This is a genomic window from Paraburkholderia sp. GAS348 (genome assembly GCF_050434205.1).
Classification (GTDB): domain Bacteria; phylum Pseudomonadota; class Gammaproteobacteria; order Burkholderiales; family Burkholderiaceae; genus Paraburkholderia.
On the sequence record NZ_JBNPVT010000001.1, the window covers coordinates 35,974 to 50,382 of the forward strand.

At 61.4% G+C, this 14,409-nt stretch carries 15 protein-coding genes and 1 pseudogene; 6 read left to right on the plus strand and 10 right to left on the minus strand.

All coding sequences use genetic code 11. The features are described 5' to 3' along the window. Positions 1-44: 44 nt before the first annotated feature. On the minus strand, positions 45-698 hold the full coding sequence (locus P3T22_RS00135) for a glutathione S-transferase family protein (protein ID WP_429323874.1): 654 nt from the start codon (positions 696-698) through the stop codon (positions 45-47). A gap of 219 nt (positions 699-917) precedes the next feature. Here P3T22_RS00135 and P3T22_RS00140 point away from each other — a divergent pair, with 219 nt between their 5' ends. After that, entirely contained in the window at positions 918-2,363 is a 1,446-nt protein-coding gene (locus P3T22_RS00140; protein ID WP_429323875.1) for a polyhydroxyalkanoate depolymerase, read from the plus strand. A gap of 47 nt (positions 2,364-2,410) precedes the next feature. Here P3T22_RS00140 and P3T22_RS00145 read toward each other — a convergent pair whose 3' ends face one another. Continuing rightward, positions 2,411-2,845: a cupin domain-containing protein gene (locus P3T22_RS00145; protein WP_063498378.1), complete on the minus strand. Its 435-nt coding sequence runs from the start codon at positions 2,843-2,845 to the stop codon at positions 2,411-2,413. A 160-nt stretch (positions 2,846-3,005) separates the two neighbouring features. Beyond that, positions 3,006-3,163 (minus strand): annotated as a pseudogene (locus tag P3T22_RS00150) (flavin reductase family protein); the annotation flags it as partial. 260 nt (positions 3,164-3,423) lie between these two features. On the opposite strand from P3T22_RS00150, the gene P3T22_RS00155 reads away from it, so the two are divergent. Continuing rightward, a complete protein-coding gene (locus P3T22_RS00155) occupies positions 3,424-3,819 on the plus strand; it encodes a helix-turn-helix transcriptional regulator (protein WP_063498377.1) in 396 nt (131 codons plus the stop codon). Further along, entirely contained in the window at positions 3,819-5,189 is a 1,371-nt protein-coding gene (locus tag P3T22_RS00160; RefSeq protein WP_201788184.1) for a type II toxin-antitoxin system HipA family toxin, read from the plus strand. The genes P3T22_RS00155 and P3T22_RS00160 overlap by 1 nt, the downstream gene beginning before the upstream one ends. A gap of 5 nt (positions 5,190-5,194) precedes the next feature. Here P3T22_RS00160 and P3T22_RS00165 read toward each other — a convergent pair whose 3' ends face one another. The 4 genes from P3T22_RS00165 to P3T22_RS00180 form a co-directional block, all read right to left on the minus strand. After that, on the minus strand, positions 5,195-6,148 hold the full coding sequence (locus P3T22_RS00165; RefSeq protein WP_181448453.1) for a 3-hydroxyacyl-CoA dehydrogenase family protein: 954 nt from the start codon (positions 6,146-6,148) through the stop codon (positions 5,195-5,197). Positions 6,149-6,257: 109 nt separating this feature from the next. After that, the gene (locus P3T22_RS00170; protein ID WP_063498375.1) at positions 6,258-6,569 is read right to left on the minus strand and encodes a hypothetical protein; all 312 of its coding nucleotides are present in this window, start codon (positions 6,567-6,569) and stop codon (positions 6,258-6,260) included. A gap of 433 nt (positions 6,570-7,002) precedes the next feature. After that, positions 7,003-7,161: a hypothetical protein gene (locus P3T22_RS00175; protein ID WP_181448452.1), complete on the minus strand. Its 159-nt coding sequence runs from the start codon at positions 7,159-7,161 to the stop codon at positions 7,003-7,005. Positions 7,162-7,447: 286 nt separating this feature from the next. Continuing rightward, positions 7,448-8,806, minus strand: a complete 1,359-nt coding sequence (locus P3T22_RS00180; RefSeq protein ID WP_429323876.1) for a hypothetical protein — start codon at positions 8,804-8,806, stop codon at positions 7,448-7,450. A gap of 295 nt (positions 8,807-9,101) precedes the next feature. On the opposite strand from P3T22_RS00180, the gene P3T22_RS00185 reads away from it, so the two are divergent. After that, complete coding sequence (locus tag P3T22_RS00185) at positions 9,102-10,208, plus strand: AGE family epimerase/isomerase (RefSeq protein WP_429323877.1); 1,107 nt, start codon at positions 9,102-9,104, stop codon at positions 10,206-10,208. 53 nt (positions 10,209-10,261) lie between these two features. Here the strand turns inward: P3T22_RS00185 and P3T22_RS00190 are convergent, their stop codons facing one another. Beyond that, the gene (locus P3T22_RS00190; protein ID WP_063498373.1) at positions 10,262-10,537 is read right to left on the minus strand and encodes a hypothetical protein; all 276 of its coding nucleotides are present in this window, start codon (positions 10,535-10,537) and stop codon (positions 10,262-10,264) included. A gap of 218 nt (positions 10,538-10,755) precedes the next feature. On the opposite strand from P3T22_RS00190, the gene P3T22_RS00195 reads away from it, so the two are divergent. Continuing rightward, a complete protein-coding gene (locus P3T22_RS00195; protein WP_007178724.1) occupies positions 10,756-10,959 on the plus strand; it encodes a cold-shock protein in 204 nt (67 codons plus the stop codon). Positions 10,960-11,070: 111 nt separating this feature from the next. Here P3T22_RS00195 and P3T22_RS00200 read toward each other — a convergent pair whose 3' ends face one another. Next, positions 11,071-12,693 carry a methyl-accepting chemotaxis protein gene (locus tag P3T22_RS00200; RefSeq protein WP_063498372.1) on the minus strand — a complete coding sequence of 541 codons (1,623 nt, stop codon included), beginning with the start codon at positions 12,691-12,693 and terminating at the stop codon, positions 11,071-11,073. A 267-nt stretch (positions 12,694-12,960) separates the two neighbouring features. On the opposite strand from P3T22_RS00200, the gene P3T22_RS00205 reads away from it, so the two are divergent. Further along, positions 12,961-13,395: a PaaI family thioesterase gene (locus tag P3T22_RS00205; RefSeq protein WP_063498371.1), complete on the plus strand. Its 435-nt coding sequence runs from the start codon at positions 12,961-12,963 to the stop codon at positions 13,393-13,395. Positions 13,396-13,533: 138 nt separating this feature from the next. Here the strand turns inward: P3T22_RS00205 and P3T22_RS00210 are convergent, their stop codons facing one another. Continuing rightward, on the minus strand, positions 13,534-14,382 hold the full coding sequence (locus tag P3T22_RS00210; protein WP_063498370.1) for an ureidoglycolate lyase: 849 nt from the start codon (positions 14,380-14,382) through the stop codon (positions 13,534-13,536). Between the last annotated feature and the right edge of the window lie 27 nt (positions 14,383-14,409).

Sequence of the window (14,409 nt, forward strand, 5' to 3'; positions counted from 1 at the left end):
CGCCATATTACTCAAGGCTTTCGAAAGGCGGCACCGCGCCGTCATCAAAACTCCACATCCAGTTCGTCGATCTCTTCCACTTCCTGCTGCGCGTCCGCGATCCACTGCTGCATTTCAGGCAGCGCCATGATGCGCTGCCCGTAGTCGACGATCTCCGGATCCAGCTTGACGTCGTAGGTCACGAAACGCGTCACCACCGGCGCGTACATCGCATCCGCCGCGCTACGCTCGCCGAACAGAAACGGCCCGCCGTACTGCTTCAGGCACTCGCTCCAGATCGTCACGATGCGGTCGATATCCGATTGCGCCCGGGCCCACACCTTGAAGCCCGGAAAATGCGCTTTCAGATTCATCGGCAATGCCGAGCGCAGCGAACCAAAACCCGAATGCATCTCACCGCAAATCGAACGGCAATGTGCTCGCGCGCGGACGTCCTGCGGCAACAGCGCCGCTTCCGGTTTCAACTCGTTCAGATACTCGGCAATCGCCATGGTGTCCCAGACCTTGATGCCGTCGTGAAAGAGACACGGCACCAGAATTGATGGCGACAGCAGCAGCAATTCGGCACGCGCGGCGGGGTCGTCGATCGGCATCACGATCTCTTCGAAAGGCAGGCCGCTGAATTTGGTCAGCAGCCAGCCGCGCAGCGACCACGACGAATAGTTCTTGCTGCTAATGGTGAGCGTGGTATTCGCCATACGATTCTCCTCCAGATGAAGCGTTCGTCCGGCGCCTGACGATGCGCGTGCACGTTGCCGTGCGCGGGCGCACCAAAGCGCGGCAATTCCGGCCCGTTCCCATGACTCGCGCAAATGCCATGCCAACCTGCAACGACGGCCGCGCCGGTGCGACTGCATGATTGGCACATGACTTGCGTCTATTCGGGCTCCTTCTTTTCCTGCACTCGTGCGAAGGTTATGAACCTGCTCGCATATCCCGCATACCAGGCTTTCGCCGACATGATGCTGCCGATGCGCCACGGCGCAGCGCTGGTGAATCATTCGCTCGAGGCGTGGCCCGCGCTCGGCGACACGTCGCATGGACGCTCGATACGCGCGGCCTGCGGATTATTGACGCTCGCCGGCCTTACGCCGGTCAGGCCGCCGTTCGACATCGATAGCGTGGTGACGGAAGGCAAACCCGTGCAGATCGTCGAGGAAGTGGCAACGCACACGCCGTTCTGTTCGCTGTTGCATTTCCGTAAGGACACCACGCTTTCGCATCCGCAGCCACGCGTGCTGGTGATCGCGCCCATGTCCGGCCACTTCGCGACGCTGCTGCGCGGCACCGTGCGCACAATGCTGGCCGAGCACGACGTCTACGTCACCGATTGGCACAACCCGCGCGATGTGCCGCTGAGCCAAGGCCGTTTCGGCTTCGACGAATTCGTGCAGCATGTGATGGGCTTTACCGAGACGATTGGGCCGGGTGCGCATCTGCTGGCGGTGTGTCAGCCGACAGTCGCCGCGTTGGCCGCAGTCGCGCTGATGGCCGCCGATGACAACCCCGCGCAGCCCGCCAGCATGACGCTGATGGCGGGCCCGCTCGACACGCGCATCAACCCGACGCGTGTCAACGAACTGGCGAAGAGCAAGCCGATCGAGTGGTTCGAGGAGAACCTGATCGGCGCGGTGCCGTTTGGTTTTGCGGGGGCGCACCGTCGCGTGTATCCCGGCTTCGTGCAGCTGAGCGCGTTTATGTCGATGAACCTCAGCCGCCATCTCGACTCGTTCGAGACCATGTACTGCGAACGCGCCAAGGGCGATCCGGCGAAGGCCGACACGATCCACACTTTCTACGAAGAATACTTCGCGACGATGGATCTGACTGCCGATTTCTATCTGGAGACCGTCGATACTGTTTTTCAGCGGCATGCGCTGCCGTTGCATGAGCTCGAGGTGGAGGGGCGGCTTGTGGAGCCTTCGAAGATTCGCCGTACTGCGCTGCTGACCGTGGAAGGCGAGAAGGACGATATCTGCGCGGTCGGGCAGACGCTCGCTGCGCAGGATATGTGCGACAAGTTGCGGCCGTATCTGAAGACGCATCATGTGCAAACCGGTGTCGGGCACTATGGCGTGTTCAATGGACATCGGTGGGAGCGGCAAATTTATCCGCGCGTGCGGGCGGTGATTTACGACAACGAACCGCGTGCGGTGGTGGTGAGTTCGCGGGCGCGCACGATCCAGCCGGTGTCGGTGGCGGTGGCTTCCGAGGTGATTGCGGCAGCGCCGGCCGCGGCGGCGGTGGTCGAGGTTGTAGTGGATAACAATGTGACCGCTGCCGAGTCGAATGGAGCCGGCTCCGCCGCCAAGCCGCAGCAGGCGTCACAGGCACCGCGCCGGCGGCCACCCGCGACGCAATAATCTGTTCGTTCACGTAGCCGCGTTGTGCAAACAACGCGGCGGCTCGTTCAAGCCGCGACGCTCTTCCACGGCTGCACCGCCGGTACTTCGCACGGACCTTCGACTTCAATCGACTTGAAATCGGCCGGCGACACGATTTCGATGTACTCCATATCTTCTGAGTAATCGAACAGATAGTGGACGATGCCCGGCGCCTGATGCACACAATCGCCGGCGGCGACGCGTGTCTCCTTGTCGCCGTACATGAAGCGCGCCCAGCCCTTCAGCATGATCACAATGTGGAAATCGGCCTCATGGCGGTGCCAACCCGTGCCTTGCTCTGGTGCGTGATTCGCCTTGACGAGTTGCGCGAGCACCTTGCCGCCGGTTGCCTGCGCGATGCCTAAATCGCGGTATAGAAAAAAGTCGCGTAGGCCCTGATCCACGTAGGGCGTGTCTTGCGGGCGGACATGGCTGAACTGCGTGGCGAATTCGGTGGACATGATCGCGCTCCTGGGGAGTGAGCCGGCGGTTGAAAACGACGCGTTGGAGCGTCGGTTGCAAGCATCAAGCGGGCCAGTTTGCGCGGGGCTTTGCGTCGCGGGAAGGAACGTTGTGCGGTCGTGCGGAAGCAGCTTGCATTCGAGCGCGGCCGGTTATTCAGCTGGCGAACGCGCCGAAGAAGCTGTAGGGCGCGAGGTTCAGGGTGCCATCGGTGGCGCGCGAAGAAATCCAGCCGATCAGGCGCGGAGCGACGATGGCCTTGAACGGATCATGTGGAGACCGTGACCGGCAGCAGGGTCGTAAAAGTAGTGGGACATGGTTTGTCGTGGGGTTTGGGGGTGAGGCGGGCGCTATTTATACCGCAGACTCGCTGGGACTGCTGGGAGCGGAATTGAAGCGGACTGCGGCTATTCGCCCTTCCGTGGATTCCGGTTCATCGATTGACTTCGCGGCCGTCTTAACAGGCTTAAAGCTGTAAATTTAATTTACAGCCTATAACCTGTTAATCTGATTTACAGCTTATTTCCTGTATTTGCGTGATACAGTCCAGAGACTGTACGAGCCTGAAGAAAATCCAATGGATTACGCCATCAAGACGCTAAGTCAGCTCCGCCCCATTCTGCTGGGCTTCCGCAAGTCCGCAGGGCTCACACAAGCTGCAGTGGCCGAACTGCTAGGCATCACCCAGCAAAGCTACGCGCAACTGGAGGCCAATCCGGCATCGGCGAGTGTCGAGCGGCTTTTTAAAGTCATGCGTTTGCTGAACGTGGAATTGCGTATGAGCCAAGCGTCGTCCGCGCCAGGCAGTGGACCGGCGCAGACCGATACGTCGAAGCTTCAACGGCAGATCCCCGCCGCCAGGAAAGTGAAACCTCCGTCGGCCCCCAACCGCGCAGACCGAGCTCCGAAGGCGTCGAGCTCGAAACAACCTCTTGGGGCAATCACAACCAAAAAGAAACGGGAAAACTGGTAATCATGGCGCGCCGCTCTCAGACGCAACGACTCGACATCTGGATGAACGGCCTGCCCGTCGGCTACTGGGAAAAGGCACGGGAAGGGGACCGCCTGAGTTATCTCGACGAGTGGATCGAAGATGAACAGGGCCGCCCTCTTTCCCTATCGATGCCGTTCACGCCCGGGAATCAACCGTACCGTGGAGACGTGGTCAGCGCATTTTTCGACAATTTGCTTCCCGATAGCGATGCGATCCGCCGGCGATTAGCCCAACGGCATCGCGCGGGCAGCACGAATGCTTTTGACCTGCTGGTAGCGCTTGGCCGCGACTGCGTCGGCGCGATCCAACTACTCCCACCTGATGAGCAACCCACCGATCTATACGGCATCTCCGGAACACCGTTATCCGAGTTGCAGATTGCGCAGCTGCTGCGCAATGCCACTTCAGCGGCGCCGCTCGGCCAATACGATAGTGGTGCGGATCTGAGGTTATCGATTGCTGGCGCACAGGAGAAAACGGCGCTGCTGCGCCACGATGAACAGTGGATCTACCCGACCGGCAGCACGCCGACCACGCATATCTTCAAGCTCCCGCTCGGCCTGGTTGGCAATATGCAGGCGGACATGCGGACCTCGATCGAAAACGAATGGCTGTGCTCAAAAATCGTATCGGCGTATGGACTCCCCGCGGCGAACTGCGAGATTGCAACGTTCGAGGATCAGAAAGCGCTCGTGGTCGAGCGCTTCGACCGCAGGCTGTCGAGGGACGCGAGCTGGATTGTGCGCCTTCCGCAGGAAGACATGTGCCAGGCCACCGGAAAGCCCTCACATCTGAAGTATCAAGCCGACGGTGGACCAGGCATCGCTGAGATCATGGATGTATTGCTAGGCTCGGAAACCGCGGATCAGGATCGGCGACAGTTCTTCAAGGCTCAACTCGTGTTCTGGCTACTCGCAGCAACGGATGGGCATGCGAAGAACTTCAGCATTTTTCATCTGCCCGGGGGGTTGTACCGGTCGACGCCACTTTACGACGTGCTATCCGCACATCCGATCATTGGTCCTGGGCGCAATCAGATTGCGCGTCAGAAGGCGAAGATGGCAATGGCTATTCGTGGCAGTACCAATCACTATCTGATCGACAAGGTCCAGCGGCGGCACTGGATCGAACAGGCCCGGCAGGTTGGGTTGGGTAGCGAGACCTCGCAGGACATTATTGCTGAAGTGGTTAACGCGACTGATCATGTGATCAGCGCGGTGGATGCGGTGGTGCCCTCGGGATTTCCGGACGGGCTGGCCGAATCGATTCTGGGTGGGGTTGGGAAGCAGCGGGACAAGTTGGTCGCGGCGTCGAGACTCCGGGAAAATGCCCGGTCGACGCGCAACTGATAGTTTTAACCGCGGCTAATCACCCGCTTGCGGCCTTCCCTGACTCGCGCCAGATGCGCCTCGTCCCATTCATAGAAACCAGCGCCGCTGCGTACGCCGACACGCCCCGCATCGACCTGCTCACGCAGCAGATCGAGCACGTCTTCGTCTTTCGCGAGTTCCGGCATCAGATGCGTGGAGATGTCGAGGAAAGTGTCGAGGCCGCCCATGTCCGCGCCTTCGAGCGGCCCGACGATGCCCCACCGGCGTCCGAGCGACGCCTTCATGACGCGATCGACCACATCCGGCGTCGCCGCCCCCGAGCGCACGATGTTCAACGCCTCGCGCAGCACCGCGAACTGCAACCGGTTGCCGACAAAACCCGGAATCGCTTTCGCCAGCACCACCGGCTCCATGCCGATCGCGCTCATCAACGCAGCGGTGCGTTCGGTGACTTCCGGCGCGGTCGCGGTACCCGGCACGACTTCGACGAGCGGGATCATGTGCGGCGGATTCCAGAAATGTGCGATCAGAAAACGCTCCTTCGCGCGCAACGGAGCAACCAGTTGATCCGGCGGAAAACCGCTGGTATTGCTCGCGAGAATCGCGTCGTCTGCCATCAACTCAGCCAGCGACGCATACAGGCGATGCTTCAGTTCGAGCACCTCGGGAATCGCCTCAATCACGAATTGCGCCGACGCCATGACGTCGAGTTGCGCATGCGTCTCGATGCGCGCGAGCGCTGCCTGTTTGGCAACGCGGTCGATGCGTCCGGCGTCGATCAGTTCGTCGAGCACCGCTTCCGCTTTCGGCGCAACGCTCGCGAGACGCGCCGGGTCGACGTCGTGAACGATCGTCCGATGCCCGTGCAATGCGCTTTGCGTCGCAATGCCGACGCCCATCAATCCCGTGCCCACTACGCCTATGACTGCCTTGTCCACGCCGCTCTCCTGCTGCCGTCGATGAAAGCTTTGAAGCATAGCGCAGCGCGCCGTTTTCCAAGACCGAGCGTGACAAAGCCGGTCTTCCGTGAGGAAGGACCGGCTTTGCGGACTTCACGCCGCGACATGCGGCGCCGTCATGCGCGCATTAATAGCGTGGGGGCGGCGGGCGATGGTCGTCGTGATCGCCGTGGTGATGCGGATCGTAGTCGTGCGGATGATGACGCATCCAGTCGTCGTGCGCCCAGTAGCGATGGCCGTCCCAGTAACGGTCGCCATGCCAGCCGAGGTTGATCGACACATCCACCGGCATCATGTGCGGCTGACCGTAAACCGCCGGTCCTGGACCATTCTCGACGATCACCCGTTCCTGGGCGAAAGCACTGCCGGCTGCGAGCAACGCGCCGCCCGCCAGCAAGGTTGCAACAATCGAACGCGACGTCTTGTTAAAAGTTTTCATCGTGACCTCCCATACAAAGTTTTGTGTCAAGCCAGCGCCCGTGTTCGGCCAACATCGAACCTCGATTTTGGGTTCGAGCAGACGCCGTACGCTTGAGACCAACTTTAGCGGTGCAAACCGCATGAAGACGTGAGCACTTGTAAGCGCACATTTCATGGAAAGGGACTGATGAATGGCAGCTTTTCGGCGTTCGCCGCCCGTCTATAGCGCATGCACGGTGGATGGGCGAAATGGCACGACGGCACCCTGTGAGGCGTCGTTACATTCATTTCGGCCAGGAAATATTCGGAAAGACTGGGAATTAGGTAGCAACCACCCAAAAACAAAAGCCACGGCACGCGTTTCGCGGGCGGTGGCTTCAATGATGCAAGGCGCACTCGACGTGCGCGTCCATTGCGCGGTGGTCCGCGCTCAGGCCATGCAACCTTGCTTTTCAGTCGCTCAGCTTGATGCCGAACAACGTAGATTGCGCTTTGCGCACGCGCTCTGCTTCGCGGCTACGCGCTGCATACGAGTAGTCCGAATCCAGCGGCAGATGGGGCGACGCAAAGAGGTCGCTGACCTTTTGGAACAATGCAAAAATGAAGCTCATGGCGACTCCCGGTTGGTTACTGCATTTACTAGGGTTTTCCCTTAAGAAGAATTATAGGGTTTTCCCTAATCAAAAGCTAGTGCGATGCAGCAATTTCTCGGGTGTGGTTTGTTGCCGCAGAGTTTTATCCATGGTGCGTTGCACCATGACAACACCCCTGTTTTTTGCTATTTCGGGGTCAAAACTTCCGCCTATTGAAGCGTATAGCGCGAAGTTCGGCGTGCGATGGGCCGGCGGCGAAACAAACCACTGCAACCGGCTTTCGCCGGCGCGGCGGCGCCGAAGATCACTGCGAGTTGGCGGCTTTCGGCGTGCGCGCGTGCTGCGCGCGTACGCCGCGTTTGCCATGAGCAGGCGTGGCCGCGGCTGGCTGGGGCGCTGCGGATGCGGCTGCGTCAGAAGCGGCAGTGGCCGCCGCCGCGTTGGCCATCGCGATGTGGGTGTCGAGCAAGTTGGCCATGGCGGCCTGCTGGTTCTGCATCATCTGTTCGATGCGATGCTGCTGGGCGGTGGTTTCACGCGTCAGACGCATCAGAAGCACCGTCTGCGTAATGCCGATCGCGACCGTCATCAGCAACGCGCCCACCACGATCGACAGCATCCATTTCATACGGCGCGAGTGGTCGGAGGCGGCGCGGCGCTGATCGGAGATCACACCATATAGGGCATCGACCGTATCGGCGAAGGCCGTCGCACGCGCGCGGTCGAGTTCAGGCGCAATACGCAGCGCTGCCGCGGCGGCTTCGGCACGCTGGGCTTCCCGGAAGGAGGGCGCAGCGAAAGCACCGCTTGTGTGCGCGGATGCAGATGTGGATGCAGATGCGGACACCTCGCCCGACTGCCTGGCGGCCGGCTTCGAAACAGTCGGCTCCACGCCGGCCTCGGATTCCGCCGAAGACGACGCGCGCTCCGCTCCCGCATTCGCGGCTTCGGCGCCGGCTGCTTCTCGCGAAGCCGTCGTCACCTTGGCAAAGGTCGCCGCGACGCGCTGCGGCGGCAAAGGCGGCCTCGCACCGCCCGAGGTCGATGCAGCCGCTGTATCGGTGCTCGTGGCAGCCGCACTCCTCTCAGCCGCCTGGCGCAGCGCGGTCACGCTGCGCGCCACGGTCGCCGCCGCCATCGCGGGCGTGAGCGGCACAGCCGCGTCACGTGTCGACGCCGCCGGCTTCTCTTCCGCCGACGCCTCCGCGTCTGCCTTCACATCTCCAAAAGCCAGCTCGCCAGCAGGCGATGCAGCCTCCACGGCCTCCGTCTCCAGCCCGCTCAATTGCGCATTCACCGGCGCGGGTTCATCGGACTTCGTCGCACGAGGCGCGCGGCGCGCGGCCCTTGCCTCCAGCGCCACGCCGTCGGCATCGATCGCGCCAACCGCTGCCAGCACGACATCGGGTAATTCAAAGCCATGCAGCGTGCCTTGCCGGATGTCGATGTTCATCGCTTCCAGCGTGGCGCGGGTGGGATCGTCAGGGAACAGGTCGAGCGTGCTGTCGTCGCGTGAGGCATCGCTCAATTGCGCGAGACGTTGTGCCGAGCGCGCGGCGCGCGCCAGCTTGTTTTCAGTTTCGGTCGAGACGGTGGCCTGACGCCGCTTCTTCGAAGCGGCGCGCTGCGGCCGGGACTGCGTAGATGCTGCGGAATCTGCCATAGAGAAAAAAGCGGCCGTCGCCGGAAAGCGGGCGCCGAGCACCGCTCGTCAATGCCATTGGAATTTTTCGAGACCGCATTGTCGCATGGCCGCCCGCCCCTGCCGAAGCCATTCGCCGACGTTTTTCCGTTTTTTAGACGACGCCTCGTCGTGCCGGAACTGCCTGCGTATTCCGCACCTGTGGCAGAGTGCCAGCGGCAGCCGTTTGCTTTATGCTTGGCCGCACGCCGGCGCACCCAAAGCGACAAGCCGAGTCCGCAGGCGTTTCGAATGAGCGCGTTTAACCAACCGAACTATGCAGAGCATGACCCCTACCGCTTCGACCATCACTCTCGCCACCACACTGCGTAATCACTTCACTCGTGTGGTGCTGCCGCTGTGGCGTGGGCCCGGTTTCAATACCGTGTTGAAGCTGCCGTACGAAGCGGTCAGCGCCGAGGGTCCGGCACCGTTGCCCGCAGAACGCTACCGGGCGATGGCGTGCGCGCGACAATTGTTCGTGTTCTCGCAAGCGGGCGATGCGGCCCATGCCCAGGTGCTATTCGACTCGCTGATGCACACCTTTCAGGACACGCGCCACGGCGGATGGTTCTATAGCGTGGATGCGCAGGGCGCGCCGCTCGACACCACCAAAGACTTGTACACGCACGCATTCGTCGTGTTCGCCTGTGCGGAATATGGCGGCCGTTCCGGCAACCGCGACGCGCTGGAAGTCGTGTATCGCACGTCGGCGCTGATTCACTCGCACTTCGCAGCCGATGGCGATCTGTTCAACGCCGCGCTCACCGCGGACTTCGCCCTCGTGACCGGCACGCCGATCCAGAATCCCCTGATGCACCTGACCGAAGCCTGGCTGGCCGCCCGCGACGCCACGCGCGACAGCACCTTCGACACCGCGTTGCGCCGTCTTGCCGGCGCCGTCGCGCGTCGCTTCGTGCATGCGCCGACCGGCTGCATCGCCGAATTGCCGATTGGCACCGATGACAACCGTCTGGAACCGGGGCATCAGTTCGAATGGCTCTGGCTGGTCAAGCAGGCGGGCACATTGTTAGAGGCCTCGGGTCTCGAAGAATCGCTGACGCGCGCGTTCAGCTTCGCGCAGCAATATGGCGTGGACCCGCAAACAGGCGGCGTATGCGCCTCGCTCGACGAAACCGGGCGAATCAAGGACGCCACCCAGCGGATCTGGGCCCAGACGGAATATCTGCGCGCACTGGCGAGCCATGGCGACCCCGCTGTGCTCGCCGCGCTGCCGCGGCAAATCGAGCTTTTCCGGCAACGTTTCTTGCGCCCGCAAGGCTGGTTCGAATGCAAAACGGCCGCTGGTGACGTGGCGCGTGCCGACATGCCGTCGACCACCCCCTATCACCTCGCGACCGCCTATGACGCGTTGCCGGGCTAAACGCCGGCCGCCGTCTTCCGGGCATCGGTGTTAAAAGCCGACTGGCCGGTCAATCAATATTCTTCGCGTTGCCAAGGTCCCCAATCGGCGTCGGCAGTTTTAAATCGCGTGTAGGTCGCGCTTTGTCCGGTGGGGGTATCCGATGTTTCGCCGTGCGGCTTTTTGTCGGTGGTATGAAGGGCAAAAGCCTGATGGTCTTCGGTATTGACCGTGATGCGGCCGACCGGGTCCGGGGCGCCTTCTTGAGGTGATTCCGACTCCAATATCGCGAGATAAGGGGTCAAACGACTCCAGAATGAGGTGAGTTCATCTTGCAAATAATGTGTCAATGTTTTTCCTGGAAGAGTAATACAAGCAGTTTACCCTACCGGCTGGAACACCCTGCAAAATGCTTTCCGGGCCTCAAAAGGGCCCAATCAGGGGAATACCCGAATACTGGTTGATTGGCGTCCATCATAAAGACGTGATACAACTCTCACTTCGCGCTCGATCTCACGTTGAGAAATAGCGGTCGCGAATGCAACACACAACATTTATTGGATCAAAAATGGCAACAGGTACTGTGAAGTGGTTTAACGATGCAAAGGGCTTTGGCTTCATCACGCCGGACGACGGCGGTGAAGATCTCTTCGCGCACTTTTCGGAAGTTCAAGGCAGCGGCTTCAAGTCCCTGCAGGAAAACCAGAAGGTGACGTTCGAAGTTAAGCAAGGCCCGAAGGGCAAGCAGGCTGCGAACATCCAGCCGGCCTAAGTACCTTCCGGTACTTGAAGCACCCTTAGGCGCTCGCGCCTAATGCAAAATGGCCCGCTTTCGCGGGCCATTTTCTTTTGCAGATGCCTTCTTTTAGAGCGCTCGCGTGGCTCAAATCGCCCGCATCCCCGACAGCGCAAACGCCGCCGTCTGGCCGCCCGCTTCCCCAAATTGTTGCGTCCGCAACACAGTTTCAGAAATTTCGAACACGGAAACGGCCTGCTTCAATTGCTGCGTCTGCTGATGCAGCGAGGCTGCCGCCGCGGCTGCTTCCTCGACGAGCGCCGCGTTCTGCTGCGTCATCTCGTCCATCTGCACCACCGCCTGGTTGACCTGCTCGATGCCCGTGCTCTGTTCGAGCGACGACGCGCTGATCTCGGCCATCATCTGCGTGACGCGCGAGATCGACGCCGAAACGTTGCGCATCGCTTCGCCCGCATGTTCGACCAGCGCCGAACCGCCCTGAATCTCGGCGACCGACTCGCTGATCAACGTCTTGATTTCCTTGGCCGACTGCGCGCTGCGCTGGGCCAAGCCACGCACCTCGCCCGCCACCACGGCAAAGCCACGACCCTGCTCGCCGGCGCGGGCCGCTTCGACGGCCGCGTTCAGCGCGAGGATATTGGTCTGGAACGCGATGCCGTCGATCACCGAAATGATCTCGGCGATCTTGTCCGAGCTTTGCGCGATGCCGCGCATCTTGTCGACCACCTCGTTGACCACTTCGCTGCCGCGCGAGGTCGCGTCAAGCGCGGTTTCGGCGAGCGCATTGGCTTCGCGGGCATGATCGGCGTTCTGGCGCACCGTGGCGGTCAATTCCTCCATGCTCGACGCGGTTTCTTCGAGCGACGCCGCCTGGTTTTCCGTGCGTGCCGACAGATCGGCGTTACCGGTGGCGATTTCGTCCGCGCCGAGGTGAATCGAGTCGGCGGATTCGCGCACGGTTTGCACGGTGCGCGCCACACTGGCCTGCATTTTCGCGAGGCTCGAGAACAGGCGGCCGATCTCATTGGTGCCGCGCGAGGCGATCGGCTGGTCGAGACGCCCTTGCGCGATGCGGTCGAAGTGACGGCCGGCTTCTTCCAGTGGCGCCACTACGCCCTTGCGGAGCGCCGCGTACACACCGAACGTGCCCGTCACCAGTAGTACCAGGATCGCGATGCTGACGGCGCGGAACGTCGCCATGCGGGTGTCGATCGAATCGATCGATGCATGGCTCGCAGCGGTGCCGAACTGCACGAAATTATGCGACTCGGCGAGATAGGCGTCCTGCAAGCCTTGGGTCGGCTGGTCCAGAAACGCTTGAATATTGTTCGAGTCGAGAAACTGCACCAGTTCCGAAAGCGCGTCGTGCAGCTTTTTGTAGCGCTCGGCCAGCGCGGTGGCGCGCGCGGTGTTTTCGTCGCTGGTCTTTTGCGCGCTCATGAACGCGGTGAAGGACTGATCGGCGGCCGTCAATTGTTCGCGGGCGTGCTGCACGATGTCGGCCGGCTCGGCGCCGCCGCGCACCATGCGCGTGCCGGCGCGCGACAGGTTGATGCGCGCATCCATCAGACGCTGGGTCGTTTCATTGACCGCGTCCACCTGCTTCAAGGCGATGTTCGACAGATCGCCCACGTCGTCGTGCGTGCGCGTGAGCGACCAGAACCCCAAACCCACCGTGACCAGCTGGAAAACGCAGAACGCGGCCAGGACACACAACAGGCCGGATGCGACCTTGATCTTGCTGAACATCGTGAACACCTAAAGCAAAGAATGACAGGAGCTACGTCAGGGTTAACGGCAAGGCCGAACTTTGCTTGAGATCAATGTCATCAAAAATCGTCTTATGTCCCCTTTTCATCGGTCAACTCCGCAATTCCAATCATTTTTCACAACAATGTCGCGCAGATATTTTGGATTCACCTTGACGCGATGCATCGGCGCTTCCTAGAGTGGGTAGGGACTGCACAACGCACGCCGGTGCAGATGCCACTGCGGGCGACGCCCGAAGGAATCACGATGACCGACATCCTCGACCGGGCGCGCGGCGCACTGCATGCCCAGCCGTTCAGCATGCTGCTAGGCGCGGAGCTGATGCACACGGGTACCAACGAACTGACGCTCTGCCTGCCGATCCGCGACGAGTTGCGGCAACAGCACGGCTTCGTGCATGGCGGCGTTATCAGCTATCTCGCCGACAATGCGCTGACGTTCGCCGGCGCGCTGTCGCTGGGTCCGAAAGTCGTGACCGGCGAGTACAAGATCAACTATCTGCGGCCGGTGGTGAACGGCACGCTGATCGCGCGGGCGAAGGTCGTCTACGCGGGCCAGCTTCAGGCAACCTGCCAGTGCAACGTGTATGTGATGGACGGTGGCCGCGAGAAGCTCGTCGCTGTTGCACAAGGCACGATTAATCGCATCAGCGAGAACGGCGAGCACGAACCGGCGGGCTGAACGACAAAAGGCCGTTCCAGCGTCGCTGAACTGCACCCCAAATCGTTGGACAGGTGTCCAACTTTGCGGGGTCAGTTCACACGCGGGAACGGCCTCTTCACTTTTCGCATGGGCAACGCTTTTCAACAGGCGGGCGAATCACTCCGCCGCGTAAGTCTTCTGCGTCTGCTCGCCGAGACCTTCGACACCGAGACGTATCGTCTGGCCGGGCTTCAGGTACACCGGATTCGGCTTCACGCCCATGCCGACACCCGGCGGCGTGCCGGTCGAAATCACGTCGCCCGGTTGCAGGCTCATGCACTGCGACACATACGACACCAGCTTCGCCACGCCGAACACCATCGTCTTCGTATTGCCGTTCTGATAGCGGTGGCCGTCCACTTCGAGCCACAGATTCAGATTCTGCGGATCGGCCACTTCATCGCGCGTGACGACCCACGGACCGATCGGCCCGAACGTATCGAAGCCCTTGCCCTTGTCCCATGTGCCGCCGCGTTCGGCCTGCCATTCGCGTTCCGACACGTCGTTGATCACGCAGTAACCAGCGACATAGTCGAGCGCGTTCGCTTCGTCGATATATTTCGCCGGCTTGCCAATCACCACGCCGAGTTCGACCTCCCAGTCGCACTTTTTCGAGCCGCGCGGAATTTCGACGCCGTCGTTCGGGCCGCAGATCGCGCTCGTCCATTTGTTGAAAATCACCGGCTCCGAGGGCACCGGCAGATTCGATTCGGCCGCGTGGTCCGCGTAGTTCAGCCCGATGCAGACGAACTTGCCGATCTTGCCGACGCACGGCCCGATGCGCGGATTGCCTTCCACGACCGGCAGCGAAGCCGGATCGAGCGCGCGCAGTTTGGCGAGGCCTTCGTCAGTCAGCGCGGCGCCGTCGATATCGCCAACCACCTTCGACAGATCGCGAATCTTGCCCTGCGCGTCGAGCAGGCCTGGCTTTTCCTGGCCTTTCGGCCCATAACGAAGCAGTTTCATCGTTGCACTTCCCTTTATGTTCAGTGA

Bases quoted from the DNA above. Each gene is read 5' to 3' on its own strand.
- P3T22_RS00195 (WP_007178724.1), top strand. From the start codon at position 10,756: ATGGCAACAGGTACTGTGAAGTGGTTTAACGATGCAAAGGGCTTTGGC.
- P3T22_RS00170 (WP_063498375.1), bottom strand. From the start codon at position 6,569: ATGAAAACTTTTAACAAGACGTCGCGTTCGATTGTTGCAACCTTGCTG.
- P3T22_RS00175 (WP_181448452.1), bottom strand. From the start codon at position 7,161: ATGAGCTTCATTTTTGCATTGTTCCAAAAGGTCAGCGACCTCTTTGCG.
- P3T22_RS00205 (WP_063498371.1), top strand. From the start codon at position 12,961: ATGACCGACATCCTCGACCGGGCGCGCGGCGCACTGCATGCCCAGCCG.
- P3T22_RS00185 (WP_429323877.1), top strand. From the start codon at position 9,102: ATGCAGAGCATGACCCCTACCGCTTCGACCATCACTCTCGCCACCACA.
- P3T22_RS00140 (WP_429323875.1), top strand. From the start codon at position 918: ATGAACCTGCTCGCATATCCCGCATACCAGGCTTTCGCCGACATGATG.
- P3T22_RS00165 (WP_181448453.1), bottom strand. From the start codon at position 6,148: ATGCTTCAAAGCTTTCATCGACGGCAGCAGGAGAGCGGCGTGGACAAG.
- P3T22_RS00180 (WP_429323876.1), bottom strand. From the start codon at position 8,806: ATGGCAGATTCCGCAGCATCTACGCAGTCCCGGCCGCAGCGCGCCGCT.
- P3T22_RS00155 (WP_063498377.1), top strand. From the start codon at position 3,424: ATGGATTACGCCATCAAGACGCTAAGTCAGCTCCGCCCCATTCTGCTG.
- P3T22_RS00200 (WP_063498372.1), bottom strand. From the start codon at position 12,693: ATGTTCAGCAAGATCAAGGTCGCATCCGGCCTGTTGTGTGTCCTGGCC.
- P3T22_RS00210 (WP_063498370.1), bottom strand. From the start codon at position 14,382: ATGAAACTGCTTCGTTATGGGCCGAAAGGCCAGGAAAAGCCAGGCCTG.
- P3T22_RS00135 (WP_429323874.1), bottom strand. From the start codon at position 698: ATGGCGAATACCACGCTCACCATTAGCAGCAAGAACTATTCGTCGTGG.
- P3T22_RS00145 (WP_063498378.1), bottom strand. From the start codon at position 2,845: ATGTCCACCGAATTCGCCACGCAGTTCAGCCATGTCCGCCCGCAAGAC.